The sequence below is a fragment of the Amaricoccus sp. genome (assembly GCF_017995835.1).
Taxonomy (GTDB): domain Bacteria; phylum Pseudomonadota; class Alphaproteobacteria; order Rhodobacterales; family Rhodobacteraceae; genus Amaricoccus.
This window is the reverse complement of the sequence record NZ_JAGOID010000006.1, coordinates 34,680-51,832: the sequence shown is the minus strand read 5'-3', so window position 1 is coordinate 51,832 and position 17,153 is coordinate 34,680. Positions and strand designations below refer to the sequence as shown.

The 17,153-nt window shown below is 73.4% G+C and carries 12 protein-coding genes; 6 read left to right on the top strand and 6 right to left on the bottom strand.

What is annotated here, in order from left to right:
* Window positions 1-3: 3 nt before the first annotated feature.
* The 4 genes from KBA23_RS02120 to glmM are packed head-to-tail and all read left to right on the top strand — an operon-like array spanning window position 4 to window position 3,576.
* Entirely contained in the window at window positions 4-552 is a 549-nt protein-coding gene (locus KBA23_RS02120; RefSeq protein ID WP_290736249.1) for a thioredoxin family protein, read from the top strand.
* The gene (locus KBA23_RS02115) at window positions 552-1,214 is read left to right on the top strand and encodes an HAD-IA family hydrolase (protein ID WP_290736246.1); all 663 of its coding nucleotides are present in this window, start codon (window positions 552-554) and stop codon (window positions 1,212-1,214) included. The genes KBA23_RS02120 and KBA23_RS02115 overlap by 1 nt, the downstream gene beginning before the upstream one ends.
* On the top strand, window positions 1,211-2,239 hold the full coding sequence (gene folP / locus KBA23_RS02110; RefSeq protein WP_290736243.1) for a dihydropteroate synthase: 1,029 nt from the start codon (window positions 1,211-1,213) through the stop codon (window positions 2,237-2,239). The genes KBA23_RS02115 and folP overlap by 4 nt, the downstream gene beginning before the upstream one ends.
* Window positions 2,236-3,576, top strand: a complete 1,341-nt coding sequence (gene glmM / locus KBA23_RS02105; RefSeq protein ID WP_290736240.1) for a phosphoglucosamine mutase — start codon at window positions 2,236-2,238, stop codon at window positions 3,574-3,576. The genes folP and glmM overlap by 4 nt, the downstream gene beginning before the upstream one ends.
* A gap of 6 nt (window positions 3,577-3,582) precedes the next feature.
* Here glmM and KBA23_RS02100 read toward each other — a convergent pair whose 3' ends face one another.
* From KBA23_RS02100 to KBA23_RS02075, 6 genes are all read right to left on the bottom strand, one after another.
* Window positions 3,583-4,785 (bottom strand): MFS transporter, encoded by a 1,203-nt coding sequence (locus KBA23_RS02100; protein ID WP_290736237.1) that lies wholly within the window; start codon window positions 4,783-4,785, stop codon window positions 3,583-3,585.
* Window positions 4,782-7,850 (bottom strand): efflux RND transporter permease subunit, encoded by a 3,069-nt coding sequence (locus KBA23_RS02095; protein WP_290736234.1) that lies wholly within the window; start codon window positions 7,848-7,850, stop codon window positions 4,782-4,784. Before KBA23_RS02095 ends, KBA23_RS02100 begins: the two co-directional genes overlap by 4 nt.
* A 10-nt stretch (window positions 7,851-7,860) precedes the next feature.
* Window positions 7,861-8,943 carry an efflux RND transporter periplasmic adaptor subunit gene (locus KBA23_RS02090; protein WP_290736231.1) on the bottom strand — a complete coding sequence of 361 codons (1,083 nt, stop codon included), beginning with the start codon at window positions 8,941-8,943 and terminating at the stop codon, window positions 7,861-7,863.
* A gap of 211 nt (window positions 8,944-9,154) precedes the next feature.
* Window positions 9,155-10,669 carry an anthranilate synthase component I gene (gene trpE / locus KBA23_RS02085; protein ID WP_290736228.1) on the bottom strand — a complete coding sequence of 505 codons (1,515 nt, stop codon included), beginning with the start codon at window positions 10,667-10,669 and terminating at the stop codon, window positions 9,155-9,157.
* Between the two features lie 7 nt (window positions 10,670-10,676).
* Window positions 10,677-12,542: a peptidylprolyl isomerase gene (locus tag KBA23_RS02080; RefSeq protein WP_290736225.1), complete on the bottom strand. Its 1,866-nt coding sequence runs from the start codon at window positions 12,540-12,542 to the stop codon at window positions 10,677-10,679.
* Between the two features lie 100 nt (window positions 12,543-12,642).
* Window positions 12,643-13,854, bottom strand: coding sequence for an aminotransferase (locus KBA23_RS02075; RefSeq protein ID WP_290736221.1), 1,212 nt, complete (start codon window positions 13,852-13,854; stop codon window positions 12,643-12,645).
* Window positions 13,855-14,109: 255 nt separating this feature from the next.
* Here KBA23_RS02075 and KBA23_RS02070 point away from each other — a divergent pair, with 255 nt between their 5' ends.
* Window positions 14,110-15,927 (top strand): ATP-binding cassette domain-containing protein, encoded by a 1,818-nt coding sequence (locus KBA23_RS02070; RefSeq protein ID WP_290736218.1) that lies wholly within the window; start codon window positions 14,110-14,112, stop codon window positions 15,925-15,927.
* A gap of 93 nt (window positions 15,928-16,020) precedes the next feature.
* Entirely contained in the window at window positions 16,021-16,890 is an 870-nt protein-coding gene (locus tag KBA23_RS02065; protein WP_290736215.1) for a LysR family transcriptional regulator, read from the top strand.
* Window positions 16,891-17,153 lie beyond the last annotated feature (263 nt).

Sequence of the window (17,153 nt, the reverse complement as noted above, 5' to 3'; positions counted from 1 at the left end):
GCCATGGCCGCCATTCCGCCCGTCTGCGACTTCGGCCTCTCCGCCCCGGATTTCGCGCTGCCCGACACCGAGGGCCGCATCCGCACCCGCGACGAGCTGAAGGGGCCGAAGGGGCTGCTGGTCGTCTTCATCTGCAACCATTGCCGTTACGTGAAGGCCATCGCCGGTCGGCTGGCGGCGGAGGGGCGGGCGCTCGCCGCGCTCGGGTTCGGCGTCGTGGCGATCAACGCCAACGACCCGACCGACCGGGCGGAGGACGCGCCCGAGCGGATGGGGCCGTTCGCCCGCGCCCATGACTTCACGTTCCCCTATCTCCACGACGCGACGCAGGAGGTGGCCCGCGCCTATGGCGCCGTCTGCACGCCGGACTTCTTCGGCTACAACGCCGCGCTGGAGTTGCAGTATCGCGGCCGGCTCGACGCGAGCGGGCGGGAGGCGGCCCCGGACGCGCCGCGCGAGCTTTATGCGGCGATGGAACGGATCGCGGCGACGGGCCGCGGGCCGGAGGCGCAGGTCGCCTCGATCGGCTGCTCGATCAAGTGGAGGGCGTGATGGCGCGGCTGGTCTTCGATCTCGACGGCACGCTGGTGCATTCCGCGCCGACGATGACCGTCGCCGCGAACGCGATGCTCGCCGAGATCGGCCGGCGACCGGCGCCGGAGGCGACGGTGCTCGGCTTCGTCGGCCACGGCATGCGCCGGCTGGTCGAGCGCCTGCTCGAGGTGACGGGGGGCGTGCCGGAGGGCGGTGTCGAGCCTCATCTCGCGGCCTATCGCCGTCACTACGAAGCCGATCCGGTCACCGGCACGTCGCCCTATCCCGGCGTGCCCGAGGCGCTCGCCCGGCTGGCGGCGGACGGCCACGGCATCGCGGTCTGCACCCAGAAGCCGGACCGGCCGGCGCGGGCGATCATCGACGGCGTCGGGCTCGGCCGGCACGTCGCGGCGCTGACCGGGGGCGACAGCCTGCCCGGCGTGCTCAAGCCCGACCCGCGGCTCTTTCGCCACGCCGCCGACCGGCTGGCCCCGGGGCCGGAGATCATGATCGGCGACAGCGCCACCGACGCGGAGACCGCGCGCGCCGCGGGCGCGAAGTTCCTGCTCCACACCGAAGGCTACAACGCCCGGCGGCCGGAGACGTTCGGCGCGGACGGGGTCTTTGCCGACTATGCCGAGCTTCCGGGCCTCGTGAGCGCCGTGCTCGCCCGCGCGTGACCTGGTTCCGGCCGATCCCGCAAACCGAGCGTTCGCGGCCGCCGGGCGCGCTGGCGCTCGCCGGCGGGCCGCTGTGGTTCGACCGCGTGGCCGTCCATGTCCGGGGCGCGCCGCCGCGGATCGTTCCGGCGACCGAGGCGCCGGCCGCGGCGCTCGCCGCGCTGACGGCGCCGCGGGCGCCCGTCTGCGGCCTCTCGCTGGACCGGCCGCGGATCATGGCGGTGATCAACGTCACGCCCGACAGCTTCTCCGACGGCGGGCGGCACCTGCGGCGCGAGGACGCGCTGCGCCAGGCCGAGGCGCTGGTGGCAGGGGGCGCCGACATCCTCGACATCGGCGGCGAGAGCACGCGGCCCGGGGCCGATCCGACGCCGGAGGCGGTGGAGATCGACCGCGTCGTGCCGGTGATTGCGGGCTTGCGCGCCGCCGGCGTCGCCATCCCGATCTCGATCGACACCCGCAAGGCCGCGGTCGCCCGCGCCGCCTTCGACGCGGGGGCGGACCTGCTCAACGACGTCTCGGCGCTCGGCTACGATCCCGACAGCCTGCCGGCGGCGGTCGCGGGCGGCTGGCCGGTGGCGCTGATGCATGCGCAGGGCGATCCCAGGACCATGCAGGACGCGCCCGCCTACGACGACGTGCTGCTCGACGTCGCCGACTATCTCGCCGCGCGAGTCGCGGCGGCGGAAGCGGCCGGCGTGCCGCGGGCGCGCCTCCTGGTCGATCCGGGCATCGGCTTCGGCAAGACGGTCGAGCACAATCTCGCGCTGATTCGCGGGCTCGCGATCCTGCACGGGCTCGGCTGTCCGATCCTGTTCGGGGCCTCGCGCAAGCGCTTCATCGGCACGATCGGCGGCGCGCCGGAACCCTCCGGTCGCGGTCCCGGCTCGATTGCCGTAGCGCTCGAGGCTTTGCGGCAGGGCGCGCAGGTGATACGAGTTCATGACGCAGCCGAGACGCGACAGGCGTTCGCCCTGTGGGCGGCCCTCAACGCTCCGGACCCGGACAGAGGCGACATGAAATGAGCAGGAAACTCTTTGGCACCGATGGCGTGCGCGGCCGCGCCAACGACGATCCGATGACCCCGGAGACCGCGCTGCGGCTCGGGCAGGCGGCGGGGCGCTTCTTCACCAACGGCGGGCACGCGCACCGCGTCGTCATCGGCAAGGACACCCGCCGCTCCTGCTACATGCTGGAGACGGCGCTGACCGCGGGCTTCACCTCGGTGGGGATGGACGTCTTTCTCGTCGGCCCGATCCCGACGCCGGCCGTGGGCTTTCTCACCCGCTCGATGCGCGCCGATCTCGGCGTGATGATCTCCGCCTCGCACAACCCCTATCAGGACAACGGCATCAAGTTCTTCGGCCCCGACGGGTTCAAGCTCTCCGACGCCGCCGAGGAGGAGATCGAGGCCCTGCTCGAGGGTCCGCCGGCGCTGGCCGTCCCCGAGCGCATCGGCCGCGTCACCCGGATCGACGACGGGCGCGGCCGCTACATGGAGTTCGCCAAGACCACCTTCCCGCGCGGCCTGCGGCTCGACGGGCTGAAGGTGGTGATCGACTGCGCCAACGGCGCCTCCTACCGCACCGCGCCGCAGGTGCTCTGGGAGCTCGGCGCCGAGGTCGTGCCGGTCGGGGTGACGCCGAACGGCTTCAACATCAACGACGGTTGCGGCTCGACCGACGCCGCGGCCGCGGCGGCGGCGGTGGTCGCGCACGGGGCCGATCTCGGCGTCTGCCTCGACGGCGACGCCGACCGGGTGCTGATCCTCGACGAGACCGGAAAGCTCGCCGACGGCGACCAGTTCATGGGGCTGATCGCCGACCGCTGGGCCGCCGAGGGGCGGCTGGAAAAGGGAACGCTGGTCGCGAGCGTGATGTCGAACCTCGGGCTGGAACGCCACCTCGCCGGGCAGGGGCTGCGGCTGCTGCGCGCTCCGGTCGGGGACCGCTACGTGGTCGAGGCGATGCGCGAGGGCGGCTACAATCTCGGCGGCGAGCAGTCCGGCCATATCGTGATGACCGACTACGTGACGACGGGCGACGGGCTGATCGCCGCGCTGCAGTTCCTGTCGGCGATGGTGGAGACCGGCAAGCGCGCCTCGGAGATCGCCCGCGTGTTCGACCCCTATCCGCAGGTGCTGCGCAACGTCCGCTACCGCAAGGGGGCGACGCCGCTCGATCAGGCGCGCGTGCGTGCGGCCATCGCCGAGGGCGAGGCGCGCATCGCCGGCCGCGGGCGGCTCGTCATCCGCAAGTCGGGCACCGAGCCCTTGGTGCGCATCATGGGCGAATGCGAGGATCCGGCGCTGCTCGACGACGTTCTGGGCCAGATCGAGGCCGAGGTCGCGGCGTTCGCCTGACTGCGCTCAGGTCGCGGCGGCGGCCGGCCTGCCGGTGGGGAGCAGGGCCGCGGCGGCGAGGGTGGCCCCGGCCGCAAGCGCGGCGAGGGCGAGGAAGCCGGGACGGTGGGTGACGTCCGCGGCGCCGACCCAGCCCGCGATCGGATAGGCGACGAGAAGCGCCGCGTTGGCGAGCGCGAACATGGCGGCGTAGGCGCTGGCATGGCGGCGCGGCGGCGTCAGGCGGCGCAGCATCATCGGCGCAGGCGTCACCGCGAGCGCCGCGCCGAGGCCGACGAGCGCCCAGACCACCAGAAGACCGGTCCACGCCGACGCCGCCGCGGCGCCGGCGAGGAGCGCCGCGGCGACGAGGGCGCAGCCGGCGGTCATGATCCGCCGCTCGCTGTAGCGGGCCAGCAGGCCCGGCACGGCCAGCGCGCCGGCGACGGAGCCGAGGCCGAAGATCGCGAAGGCGGCGGTTGCGGCGCGGGCGTCTAGCCCGAGATCGCCCTGGACCAGCACGACGGTGTTGACGGTCACCATCGCCGCGCCTGCGGCGGCGGCGAGGTGGACGGGCACGAGGCCGCGAAGCTCGGGCCGCGCCAGCAGCCGCAGCCCCAGCGTCATGCGCCAGAGCGCGAAGCCGGCGGGGGCGGGCGGCAGGGTCGGCAGGCGCGTGCGGGCGATGATGACGGCGGAGACGAGGAACGCGGCGACCACCGCGACGAAGAGGCCGCGACCGCTGAGGAACAGCAGGAGTCCCGCCGCCACGGCCGGGCTCAGGCCGTTCTCGAGCTCGACCGCGACGCGGGACTTGGCCAGCGCGCGGGCGTAGTCGTCCGGGTCGGGCAGCAGGTGCGGCACCAGCGCCTGGTAGGTGGGCGTGAAGGTGGCCGACGCGACCGTGAAGACGAGGATGGCCGCATAGAGTTGCCAGGCGGCGGTGGCGAAGGGGAGCGAAACCAGTGCCGCGGCGCGCACGAGGTCGAGCGCGATCAGGAGCGGCTTCTTGGCGGTGCGGCCGGTCAGCGCCGCGGCGACAGGCGGCACGATGACGTAGGCCGCAACCTTGATCGTCAGTGCGGTCGCGAGGATCTTGCCGCCGCCCTCGCCCGACAGGTCGAAGGCGAGCAGCGCCAGCCCGACGATGGCGACCCCGGTCCCGATCAGGGCGAGGACGTAGGCAGAGAACAGCCAGGCGTAGTCGCGCGCCCCGGGGGACCGCATCATGTCGGCGCGGGGTCTTCGCTGACCGGGGCGGCCGGGTCGTCGCGGTAGAGCGTGGTGTAGAGCACCGGCATGAAGACGAGCGTCAGCAGGGTGGCGACGAGGAGCCCGCCCATGATCGCGAAGGCCATCGGACCCCAGAACAGCGTGGGGGCGATCGGCAGCAGCCCGAGCACCGTCGAGAAGGCGGTGAGCGTCAGCGGCCGCATGCGGTTCTTGGCGGCCGAGACCGCGGCCTCGCGCACGCCGAGCCCCTCGGCGCGCTCGTCCTCGATCTGGGTGATGAGGATCACGGCGTTCTTGGCGATCATGCCGATCAGCGCGAGGATGCCGAGGATCGCCACGAAGCCGAGTGGGCGGCCGAAGAGCAGTAGCGCGCCGACGACGCCGATCAGCCCGAGCGGCAGCAGCACCACGGTGATGAAGGCCGCGCGGAAGCTCTGGAGCTGGACCATCAGCAGCGTGACCATGATGAAGATCATCAGCGGCACGACGGCGAAGACCGCCTCCTGGCTCTCGGCCGAGGTCTCGACCGTGCCGCCGGTCTCGATGCGGTAGCCCTGCGGCAGGGCGGCGGCGAGCGCGTCGACGTCGGCCTCGATCGCGCCCACGGCCGCTTCCGGCAGGAGGCCGGGGGCGACGTCGGCGAGGACGGTCAGGGTGGGGGCGCCGTCGCGCCGCCAGACCAGCGGCTGCTCCTGGTCGTAGCGGAAGCTGGCGAACTGCTCGAGCGCCACGGTGCGCCCGCCCGGAATGGGGATTTGCAGGTTGGCGAGACGGTCCAGCGCGATGCGGTCCTCGGCGTCGGAGCGGGCCACGACGTCGATCGAGTAGATTCCATCGCGGAGCTGGGTCACGGTCGCGCCGGAGACGGCGGTCTGCAACGCGTCGGAGAGCTGCCGACTGGACAGGCCGAGCCGGCGCGCCTGGTCCTGGTCGACGTCGATCACCAGCGCGCGGGCGGGTTCGATCCAGTCGAAATGCACGCGGCGCGCGCCGGGGAAGCTCGCGATCACCTCGGCGAGCTTCAGCGCCTCGGCGCGCAGCACCTCCACGTCGGGGCCGGAGATGCGGTACTGGACCGGCCAGCCGATCGGCGGGCCCATCTCCAGCGGGCTGACGCGGACCACCGCCTCGGGGAAGGTCTCGACGAGCCAGGCGTCGAGCGCCTCCTCGAGCCGGATGCGCTCGTCGAGGCCGTTGGCCATGACGACGAGCTGGCTGTGGTGGTCCGAGGGCGGCAGGATGGCGAGCGGCAGGTAGAAGCGGACGACGTTGCGGCCGACATAGGACGAGAAGTGGTCGACGTCCTCGTTGGCGGCGAGCCAGCCCTCGATCTGCTCGACGGCGTCGAGGCTCGCGTAGATCGAGCTCGACCGGGGGAGCTGGAAGTCGACGACCAGCTCGAAGCGGTCCGAGGGCGGGAAGAACTGGCGGCTGACCTTGCCGAGGCCGACGACGGCGAGGGCGAAGAGGGCGATGGTCACCGCGATGGTGATCCAGCGGCCGCTGATCGCGAGGTTGAGGAAGCGGCCGTAGGTTCGCAGGAGCCAGCCTTCCTGTCGCTGGGCGCCGGGGGCGGGCGGCTTCAGGATGAGCCCGCCGACGATGGGCGTGAACAGCACGGCGACGAACCACGAGGCGATGAGCGCGATCGCGACGACCTGGAAGAGCGAGATCGTGTACTCGCCCGCCATGCTCTCGGCGAAGCCGATGGGCACGAAGCCCGCGATGGTGATGAGGGTGCCGGTCAGCATCGGCGCGGCGAGGCGGGAATAGGCCCATTGCGCGCCCTCGGCCACGGTGTCGCCGACGGCGAGGCGGCGCAGGATCGCGTCGGTCGTCGTCATGGCGTCGTCGACGAGCAGCGCGAGCGCGATGATGAGCGCGCCGAGCGAGACGCGGTGCAGGTCGATCCCGAGCGTCTGCATGATCAGGAAGACCGTGGCGAGCGTCACCGGGATCGCCACCGCCACCACGGCGCCGGGACGGACGCCGAGGCTGAGGAAGCTGACGCCGAGGATGATGGCGATGGCCTGGTAGAGCGAGGTGGTGAAGTCGCCGATGGCGCGGTCGACGACGACGGGCTGGTCGGAGACGAGGTGCGGCTCGACGCCGAGCGGCATGTCGGCGACGATGGCGGCCATCGCCGTGTCGATCTCGGCGCCGAGTTCGAGGATGTCGCCGCCCTCGCGCATCGAGATGGCGAGGCCGATCGCCGGCTCGCCGTCGACGCGGAACATCGGCGCGGGCGGGTCGACATGGCCGCGGCGGACGTTGGCGACGTCGCCGAGGCGGAAGCTGCGGCCGCCGGCGACCAGCGGGGTGTCGAGGATGTCGGTCTCGTCCTCGAAGGCGCCGCTGACGCGCAGCGTGAGGTTCTCGAGGCCGCTGTTGATGACGCCCGAGGGGCGCACGGCGTTCTGCGCGGCGATGGCGGCGAAGATCTGGCCGTAGTCGAGCCCGAGGGCGGCGACCTGGTCGGGGAGGAACTCGACGAAGATCGTCTCGTCCTGCACGCCGAGGAACTCGACCTTGGCGATGTCGGGGGCCCGGCGGATCAGCTCGGTGCGGACGCGGTCGACCTCGTCGCGAAGCTCTCGGTCGGAGAAGCCGTCGGCGGTGAAGCCGTAGACGATGCCGAAGACGTCGCCGAAATCGTCGTTGAAGAACGGGCCGAGGACGCCCGGGGGCAGCGTGTGGCGGATGTCGCCGACGGCGTTCCGGACCTCCTGCCAGACATCGGCGACGTCCTCGGGCGGGAACGGGCCTTCGAGCTCGACATAGATCGTGGTGACGCCCGGCCGGGTGATCGAGCGCAGGGCGTCGAGGCCGGTCGTCTCCTCCAGCCGGCGTTCCAGCCGGTCGGTGAGCTGGTCGAGGGTCTCCTCCATGGTCGCGCCGGGCCAGACGGCCGAGACGAGCATGGTCTTGATGGTGAAGGTCGGATCCTCGTCGCGGCCGAGGTTCGCGAAGGCGAAACCGCCGGCGATGACGGCCACGACCATCAGGTAGATGGTCAGCGCGCGCGAGCGGATCGCCCAGCCGGAAAGGTTCGGACCCATCATGGCGCGGCCCTCACGCGCCGGAGCCGAGGAGGCGGACTTCCTGTCCCGGGCGCAGCGCCTGCACCCCGGCGGTGACGACGATCTCGCCGACGGCGAGGCCGTCCGAGACGGCGACGCTTGCCGGGTCGAACCGCGCCACCCCGATCGGGCGCAGCGCCACGGTGTTGGTGGCGGGGTCGACCACCCAGACCGCGGGCCCGCCCTCGGCCGAGGTGAGGGCGCTGGCCGGCAGGACGATGCCGGCGTCCCCGCCGAAATGGACGCGGGCGGTGACCGGCGTGCCGAGGCGCATCTCGGCGGGCGGGTCGATCAGGCCGACGCGGACGCGGAATGTGCCGGTCACCGGGTCGGCGCGCGGGGCGATCTCGCGGACGCGGCCCCGGGCCGTCACGTCGGGGCGCAGCGTCATCAAGACCAGAACCTCCGGGTCGGGCGGGCTCGCCTCCATCGCCGCGGCGGCGACGTCGAAGACGCCGTCGAGGCCGCCGTCCTGGCTCTTCTGGACGATCATCCGGCCGGCGGGGACGACCTCGCCCGGCTCGGCGCCGATCTCGGTCACCACGCCGGGAGCGTCGGCGACAAGCTCGGTGTCGGCGAGGCGGCGGCGCGCGATGCCGGCCTGGGCCGCGGCGGCGTCGACGCCGGCCTGCGCCGTGGTGAAGACCTGCTCGGCGCGTTCGAACGCGGCGCGCGCCGCGATCTGGCGCTGGTAGAGGTGGCGATGGCGGTCATAGTTGATGCGCGCCTCGGAGAGCTGGCCCTCGGCGGCGGCGAGGCTCGCCTCGGCGGCGCGCAGCCCGTTCTCCTCGTCGGTCGGGTCGAGGCGGGCCACGACCTGGCCGGCCGTCACCGTGTCGCCGACGTCGACGAGGCGCTCGACCATGCGGCCGCCGATCCGGAAGGCGAGGTTGACCGTCGTGCGGCTCTCGACGACCCCGGCGAAGGCCAGCTCGCGGCCGCCGACGCTCTCCTCGACGACGATGGCGCGGACGGGACGGATCTCGGCCGGGGCCGGGGCGTCCTCGTCATCGCAGCCGGCGAGCGCCGCCAGCACCGCCGCCGCAAGGCCGAGGCGCCATCCCGCAATTGCCATCGTTCGCTCCCGCACACGCAAGTACCGTCACGGGGTAGCCCGCGCGGTTCGCGGCCGCAACCCGGATTGCGGCGTCATACCGGCGGGCTCACGAAACGACTCGCGGACCTTTTTGACCCTTAACGATTTTATCGTGTGTATTCAGGTAGTTACCCATCTATCACGCGTGTTAGCCCGTGTAGCGCCGGGTGGCCTGGTAGACTCGCGTGCATCAGTTGCCGCCGCGCGCCGCGACGAAGAGGCCGGCGTCGCGGGCGGCCTGGGTCAGCGCCTTGGACTTGTTGACGGTTTCCTGCAACTCCGCCTCGGGGTCGCTGTCGTAGACCACCCCGCCGCCGGCCTGGACGTAGAGCGCGCCGTCCTTCACCACGCCGGTGCGCAGCGCGATGCAGACGTCCATGTCCCCGCCGGCGGCGAAATAGCCGACGCCGCCGCCATAGACGCCGCGCTTCTCGGTCTCGAGCTCGTCGATGATCTCCATCGCCCGCACCTTGGGCGCGCCGGAGACGGTGCCGGCAGGCAGGCCGGCGAGCAGCGCCGAGAGGGCGTCGTGGCCCGCGGCGAGGTCGCCCTCGACGTTCGAGACGATGTGCATGACGTGGCTGTAGCGCTCGATCACGAACTGCTCGTTCGGCTCGATGGTGCCGACCCGCGCCACCCGGCCGACGTCGTTGCGGCCGAGATCGAGCAGCATCAGGTGCTCGGCCCGCTCCTTGGGGTCGGCGAGAAGCTCGTGCTCCAGCGCCAGATCCTCGGCCGGGGTCGCGCCGCGCGGCCGGGTGCCGGCGATCGGGCGGATGGTCACGCGCCCCTGCTTGACCCGGACGAGGATCTCCGGACTCGCGCCGACGACCTGGAAGCCGCCGAAGTCGAAATAGAACATGTAGGGCGAGGGGTTGGTCCGGCGCAGCGCCCGGTAGAGCGCGAAGGGCGGCAGGTCGAAGTCCAACCGCCAGCGTTGCGACGGCACGACCTGGAAGATGTCGCCGGCGCGGATGTATTCCTTGGCCTTCTCGACGGTGGCGCGGTAGGCCTCCGGCGTGACGTTCGAGACCGGGGCGCCGACGGCGGCGGCGGTTCCGAGGTCGCGGCCCGCCTGCGGCGGCGCGCGGTCGAGGTCGCGCACGGCGTCCATCACCCGCTCGGCCGCCTGGGCGTAGGCCGCGCGCGCGCTCAGGCCGGAACCGGCCCAGGCGGGGCTGACGACGGTGACCTCGCCCTTCACGCCGTCGACGACGACGACGACGGTCGGCCGCAGCATCACCGCGTCGGGCAGGCCGAGCGGGTCGGGGTTGGGCTCGGCCAGCCGCTCGACGAGGCGCACCATGTCGTAGCCGAGATAGCCGAAGAGGCCGGCCGACATGGCGGGCAGGTCGGCGGGCAGGTCGATGCGGCTCGCGGCGATCAGCCGGCGCAGGCTCGCCAGCGGATCGTCGGGCTCGTTCTCCCAGGCCTCGGGGTCGAAGCGGGCGGAGCGGTTCGTTCGCGCCGTGCGGCCCCGGCACTGCCAGACCAGATCGGGCTTCATCCCCATGATCGAGTAGCGGCCGCGGACCTCGCCGCCGGTGACGCTCTCCAGCAGGAAGCTGTCCTTGCGCGCGCCCGTCAGCTTCAGCATCAGCGACACCGGGGTGTCGAGGTCGGCGACGAGCCGGGTCCACACCACCTGGTTGCGGCCGGCGTCGAAGGCGGCGGCGAAGTCCTCGTAGGCGGGCGAGAGGGTCATCCCGGCCTCAGGGGAACTGCGCGAGCACGCGGTCGATCTGCGCCTGGTCGATGCGGACGCCCGACTGCGCCTGCAACGCCTGCGTGAAGAGCGCGAGCACGTCCTCGGCGGCCTGCGCGCCGAGCTGGCCGCTCACGTTCTGCACCAGCGCGGCGCCGTCGGCGTCGGTGGCGTCGAAGGGGATCACCTCGGCGACCTCGACGACCGCGACGCGGCCTTCGGCGTCGACGACCGCCGCGCTCCCCGCGGCGGTGGCGAAGACCGCATCGACGAGGCCGGCGGGCGCGCCCTGGACCGGGGCGGTGCGCGCCACTGGTCCGGCGGAGCGCACCAGCCGGCCGAGCCGGGTGGCGAGATCGCCGATCGGCAGCCCGCCATCGAGTTCGGCCTTCAGGCCCCCGGCCATCTCCGTGAGCCGCCGCGCGTCCTCCGCGGCCTTCCAGTCCGCCGCCACGCGGTCGCGGATCCCGGCGAGCGGGATCGGCGCCGGCGGCTCGATCGCGTCGACGCGCAGGGTGACGAGGCCGTCCGAGGCGAGGGTGACGAGGTCGGTCTCCGCGTCGACGTCCGCCGCCTCGGCGGCGGCGCGGAAGGCGGGATCGTCGGCGAGCCCGCCGGTGGTGTCCGCCGCGAGGTCGATCTGGCCCATCTCGAACTCCGACCCGGAGGCGATCTCCTCGATGCGCGCGCCGCCGGCGATCATGTCCTCGACGGCGCGGCCGGCGTCGACGACCTGCTTGCGCGCCTCGGCGAGGGCGCGGTCGGCGGCGATCTCGGCGCGGGCGGTCTCGAAGGGGACCGTCGTCGGCGCGAGGATGGCGTTGATGCGGAAGAGCGACGGCCCGAGCGGCGTGGCCGCCGGCCCGACGATCCCCGGCCCGGTCGCGTCGAAGACCGCCGCGGCGGCCTCGGGCGCGAGATCGGCGCGCCGCACCTCACCCTGGTCAAGCTCGGCGGGGGTGAGGCCGCGGGTCGCGGCGAGGGTGTCGAAGGTGATCTCGCCAGCCGTGATGCGCGCCAGCGCCGCGGCGGCATCTTCGGTCGTGCCGAAGCCGATGCGCTCGACGCTGCGCCGCTCCGGGGTCGAGAAGCGGTCGCCGGCGGCGTCGTAGGCCGCCCGCAGGTCGGCCTCGGGAACCTCGATCGTCGCGGCGAGCGCGGCGGGATCGAGGAGGGCGTAGGTGATCCTGCGCGTCTCCGGCCGGGTGTAGCGGGCGATGTTCGCTTCGTGGAAGGCGGCGAGTTCGTCCTCGGTCGGCGGCGGGGTCGGCGTGGCGAGGAGCATCGGGTCGAGCTCGATCCAGTCGAAGCGCCGCTCTTCGCCGGCATGGGCGAGCAGCGCCGTTGCCTCGGTCTCCGGCATGGAGGTGGCGCCCTGGACGGCGCCGGCGATCAGCTCGCGCGTTCCCTCGCGCCGGAGCATCGCCTCGAAGCGGTCGGGCGTCAGGCCGGCGCGCTCGAGCGCGAACCTGTAGGCCTCGCGGTCGAAGCCGCCGTTGACGCCGCGGAAGGCCGGCGTCGCCAGCACCATTTCCTGCACGGTCGCGTCCCCGGTCGAGATCTCGCGCCGCGCCGCCTCGTCGTCGAGGGCGGCGTCGGTGACCAGCCGGCCGAGCACCATGCGGTCGACGCCGAACTGGCGCGCCTCGGCCATGGGCAGCTGCCGGCCGAGCTGGCGGGAGAGCGCGTCGACCTCCTGGCCGACGGCGCGGGCGTACTCGTCGGCCGCGATCTCCTGGTCGCCGACCTCGGCGACCGAATAGCCGCCCGAGCCGGTCGCGGTGATGCCGAACCCGCCGAAGCCGATCACGATGATGATCAGGATCGCCCAGACGACGAAGTTGGATTTGCTGGCGCGAAAGGTCTTCAGCATCGGGGCGCGCGTCCTCGTCCGGGCGGATGCGGCGTCTTAGTCGCTGCCCCGCGGCGAGGCAAGCGCGCCCGAAGCGCCGGTGTGGCGCCCGGCGCGCGGTTCACCCCGCCGCAGGCGCCTCCCGGAACGCCGCCGTGAACGCGGCGAGGCGGCGGCCCGTTTCCGCGAGACCCTCGGGGCCGGAGTTGGCGAAGGCGACGCGCAGCGTCGCCTCGGCGACGCCGTCGCCGCCTTCGGCGCGCAGGGGCGCGAACATCGTGCCCGGCAGCATCAGCAGCGAGGCGTCGTGGACGAGCCGCTTCGCCACCACGTCGGAGGGCGCGGCGAAGGGGTGGCGCACATAGGCGAAGTAGGCGCCGGCGCCGAGAAGCTCCCAGCCGTCGAGGCCGGCGAAGGCGGCGCGGGCGGCGTCGCGGCGGCGCAGGATCTCGGCGCGCTCGCCGGCGACCCAGCCCATGAGGTTCCGCAGCCCCCAGAGCGCGGCGCGCTGGCCGAGCTGGGGCGCGCAGATCACCACGCTGTCGAGGAACTTCTCGGCCTCGGCGAGACGGGCGGGGTCGGCGACGATCACGCCGGTCCGGTGCCCGGTCAGGCGGAACGCCTTGGAGAAGGAATAGAGGTGGATCAGCCCCTCGCGCCAGTCGGGATCGGCGAAAAGCTCGTGCGGCCGGCCCTCGCGGCCGTCGAAGTCGCGGTAGGTCTCGTCGAGGACCAGCGCCGCGCCCGCCGCGCGCGCCAGCCCGGCGAAGGCGGCGACCGTCGCGCCGGGATATTCGGCGCCGGTGGGGTTGTTCGGGGTGACGAGGACGATCGCCTTGACCCGCGGCCCCATCAGCGCCCGCGCCGCGTCGAGGTCGGGCGTCATGTCGGGCCGGCAGGGGATGGGGATGGTCTCGATCCCCGTCGTGTCGAGCCACATCTTGTGGTTGAAGTACCAGGGCGTCGGCAGCATCACCGCGTCGCCCGGCGCGGCCAGCGTCGCCATCGCGGCGCAGAAGGCCATGTTGCAGCCGGCGGTGATCGCCACGTCGGCGGCGCGGATGTCGCCGCCATAGGCGGCGCTCCACTGCGCGGCGATCTCGTCGCGCAGGTCGGGATTGCCGAGGACCGGGCCGTAGAGGTGGCACTCGGGATCCTTCAGCATCTCCGCCATCGCGGCGCGCAGCGGCGCGGGCGGCGGCTCGACCGGCGCCGCCTGGCTGAGGTTGATGAGCGGCCGCTCCGGCGGGAAGACCGCGTCGGCGACCCAGCGCCGCGCCTCCATGACCGGGGGCGGCGGGGTGGCGGCGATGAGGGGGCTGAGCGGGGTCATGGGCGGGATGCTACGCGCGCGACGGGGCGTCCATCAAGCGCCGGATGCGGGCGTCGCGCCGTCATCCCGACCGCCCCGCCGCCACCGCCCGGCTGCGCCGGCCGGACCCGGGCGCCGCGTCGGCGTCGCGCCGGTGGCGGCGTCGCGCCCGCGGCGCGCTGCGGCGTCGCGCCCGGCGGCGCCGTCTCCCCGCCCCGGCGCGCCCCGGCGCGGGCCGGGCTTGACCGCCGCCGGCCGGCCCCTTAGCTCGCCGCCATGGCCGAGCCTCCGCTCCTGACCCTCTCCGACGTGAGCCTGACCTTCGGCGGCGAGCCGATCCTCGCCGGCGTCGACCTCGCCGTGCGTCCGGGCGAGCGCATCGCGCTGGTGGGTCGCAACGGTTCGGGCAAGTCCACGCTGATGAAGCTGATGGCCGGGCAGGTCGCCGCCGATTCCGGCGAACGCTTCGTGCGGCCGGGTGCGACGATCGGCTACATGGCCCAGGAGCCGGACTTCGCCGGGTTCGCGACGGTCGGCGCCTATGTCGAGGCGGGGCTGCCCGAGGCAGAGGCATGGCGGGCGGCGATGGCGATGGAGGGGGTCAAGCTCGACGCCGGCATCGATCCGGCCGTCGCCTCGGGCGGCGAGCGCCGCCGCGCCGCGCTGGCGCGCGTTCTCGCCGGGGCGCCCGACCTGATGCTGCTCGACGAGCCGACCAACCACCTCGACGTCGAGGCGATCGCCTGGCTGGAAGCCTGGCTGCGCGACAGCCGTGCCGCGGTCGTCGTCGTCAGCCACGATCGCGCCTTCCTGCGCGCATTGACCGAGGCGACGCTGTGGGTCGACCGGGGCGTGACGCGCCGGCTCGACCGCGGCTTCGCCGCCTTCGAGGACTGGCGCGACACGGTCTTCGAGGAGGAGGATCTGGCGCGCCACAAGCTCGACCGGCTGATCAAGGCCGAGGGCCGCTGGGCCGTCGAGGGCATCTCGGCGCGACGCAAGCGCAACCAGGGGCGGGTGCGCCGGCTGGCGGAGATGCGCGACGAGCGGCGGGCCCGGATCGCGCGCGCCGGAACCGCCCGCATGGCGTTCGGCGAGTCGCGGACCTCCGGCAGGCTGGCGATCGAGGCAGAGAACATATCGAAGGCCTACGGCCGGACGATCCTGCGCGATTTCTCGCTCCGGGTGCAGCGGGGCGAGCGGATCGCCATCGTCGGGCCGAACGGGGTCGGCAAGTCGACGCTGCTCGGGATGCTGATCGGGCAGATCCCGCCCGACGCGGGGACGGTGCGGCTCGGCGCCAATCTCGACCTCGCGGTCTTCGACCAGGCCCGCGCCGCGCTCGACCCGGACGCATCGCTCTGGGACACGCTGAACGGCGACGCCGAGATCGGCGTCTCGGGGCGCAACGACCAGGTGATGGTGCGCGGCACGCCCCGGCACGTCGTCGGCTACCTGAAGGACTTCCTGTTCTCCGAAGGCCAGGCACGCGGGCCGGTCTCGGCGCTGTCGGGCGGCGAGAAGGCGCGGCTGCTGCTCGCCCGGCTGATGGCGCGGCCCTCGAACCTGCTCGTCCTCGACGAGCCGACCAACGATCTCGACGTCGAGACGCTCGACCTGCTGGAGGAGCTCGTCGACGACTATCCCGGCACGGTGCTCCTTGTCAGCCACGACCGCGACTTCGTCGACCGGGTGGCGACGACGACGATCGCCATGGAGGGCGACGAAGGCGCGACGATCTACGCCGGCGGCTGGTCGGACTACCGCAGCCAGCGCCGCCCGGATGTCGCGCCGGATGCCTCGGCGCCGGCGCGGCCGAAGCCGGCGGCGGAGCGCCGGGCCGCGCCGGCGCGGGCGCCGCGCCTGAGCTTCGGGCAGTCCCACCGGCTGGAGCGTCTGCCCGGGGAGATGGAGCGCCTCGGCGCGGAGATCGCCCGGCTCGAGGCGCTGCTGGCCGATCCCGGCCTCTACGCCCGCGACCCGGCGCGCTTCGGCAAGGCGAGCGCGGCGCTCGCCGAGCGGCAGGCGGCGCTCGCCGCCGCAGAGACCGAGTGGCTGGAGCTCGAGGAACTCCGCGAGGCCGCGGGCGGGTAGAAGCGGCTCTGGTAGGAGCGGCTGGGGCCGGCCCTCGCGAGTCGCGGCGAAATCTGCTATGACGCGGGCTTTCCGGCAGGGTGGGGGGCGGCGGTGCGCAACCTCGACACGGCGGCGCTGCGGGCGCTGGTGGCGGTGGCGGAGATGGGCGGCGTCACCCGGGCCGCCGCCCAGCTCAACCTGACCCAGTCGGCGGTGTCGCTACAGGTCAAGCGGCTCGAGGAGACGCTCGACCAGTGCCTGATCGAGCGGGTCGGGCGCGGCGTCGCGTTGACGCTTCAGGGCGAGCAGCTCGTCGGCTATGCCCGTCGGCTGCTCGCGCTCAACGACGAGATCGTCGTTCGGATGTCGGGCGCGACCGCGGGCGGCGAACTGCGGGTTGGCGCCCCCTGCGACCTGATCCACCTGCACCTGCCGCAGGTGATCCGCGCATTCGGCGAGCGCCGGCCCGACGTGCGGATCGTGCTGGAGTCGCATGTGAGCGGCGCGCTGCACGAGCGGCTGCGGGCGGGCACGATCGACCTGATCCTGACCACCGACCTCGAACCCGCGCCCGGAGCCGAGACGCTGGCCGAGGCGCCGCTGGTCTGGATCGGCGCGCCCGGGGGCAATGCCTGGCGGCGGAGGCCGTTGCCCCTCGCCACCGTGGTCGGCTGCGCCTTCTCTCGCGCCGCCGTGGAGAGGCTCGGCGCCTCCGGCTTCGACTGGGAGATCGCGATGGAGGCGTCGAAGGTCAGCGTCGACGGCGCGGTCGCCGCGGACATGGCGGTCTACATGATGCTCGAGGGCACGATCCCGCCCGGGTTCGAGGTGATCGACCACCGTGGCGCGCTGCCCGACCTGCCCGGCTTCGGCATCAACATGGCGGCGACCCAGGGCCCGCGCCGGCGGCTCGCCGCGCTGCTCGCCGCCGACATGCGCCTCGCCTATGCCGCCCACGGCATGCGGATCGCCGCCGAGTAATACCGGCGAGCCTACCAGGCCGCCCGGCGCAGCACGGGCTAACACGCGTGATAGATAGGGTAACTGCCTGAGTACAAACGATAAAAGCGTTAAAGGCCAAAAAGCGCCCGCGAGTCGTTTCATGAGCCCGCCGGTATAAGGCGCGGGTCCGCGCCGACGGGGGTCGCCGGCGCCACGGAACGACGACCGATGAGGGTTCGTCATGAATCGGATTGCGAGAACTCGTTGGACGCGTGGGGTCGCCACGGGGCAGTTTGTCGGCG

Coding starts and splice junctions, on each gene's coding strand:
- KBA23_RS02100 (WP_290736237.1), bottom strand. CDS start 4,785: ATGATGCGGTCCCCCGGGGCGCGCGACTACGCCTGGCTGTTCTCTGCC.
- KBA23_RS02075 (WP_290736221.1), bottom strand. CDS start 13,854: ATGACCCCGCTCAGCCCCCTCATCGCCGCCACCCCGCCGCCCCCGGTC.
- KBA23_RS02115 (WP_290736246.1), top strand. CDS start 552: ATGGCGCGGCTGGTCTTCGATCTCGACGGCACGCTGGTGCATTCCGCG.
- trpE (WP_290736228.1), bottom strand. CDS start 10,669: ATGACCCTCTCGCCCGCCTACGAGGACTTCGCCGCCGCCTTCGACGCC.
- KBA23_RS02090 (WP_290736231.1), bottom strand. CDS start 8,943: ATGGCAATTGCGGGATGGCGCCTCGGCCTTGCGGCGGCGGTGCTGGCG.
- KBA23_RS02080 (WP_290736225.1), bottom strand. CDS start 12,542: ATGCTGAAGACCTTTCGCGCCAGCAAATCCAACTTCGTCGTCTGGGCG.
- KBA23_RS02120 (WP_290736249.1), top strand. CDS start 4: ATGGCCGCCATTCCGCCCGTCTGCGACTTCGGCCTCTCCGCCCCGGAT.
- KBA23_RS02070 (WP_290736218.1), top strand. CDS start 14,110: ATGGCCGAGCCTCCGCTCCTGACCCTCTCCGACGTGAGCCTGACCTTC.
- glmM (WP_290736240.1), top strand. CDS start 2,236: ATGAGCAGGAAACTCTTTGGCACCGATGGCGTGCGCGGCCGCGCCAAC.
- KBA23_RS02095 (WP_290736234.1), bottom strand. CDS start 7,850: ATGATGGGTCCGAACCTTTCCGGCTGGGCGATCCGCTCGCGCGCGCTG.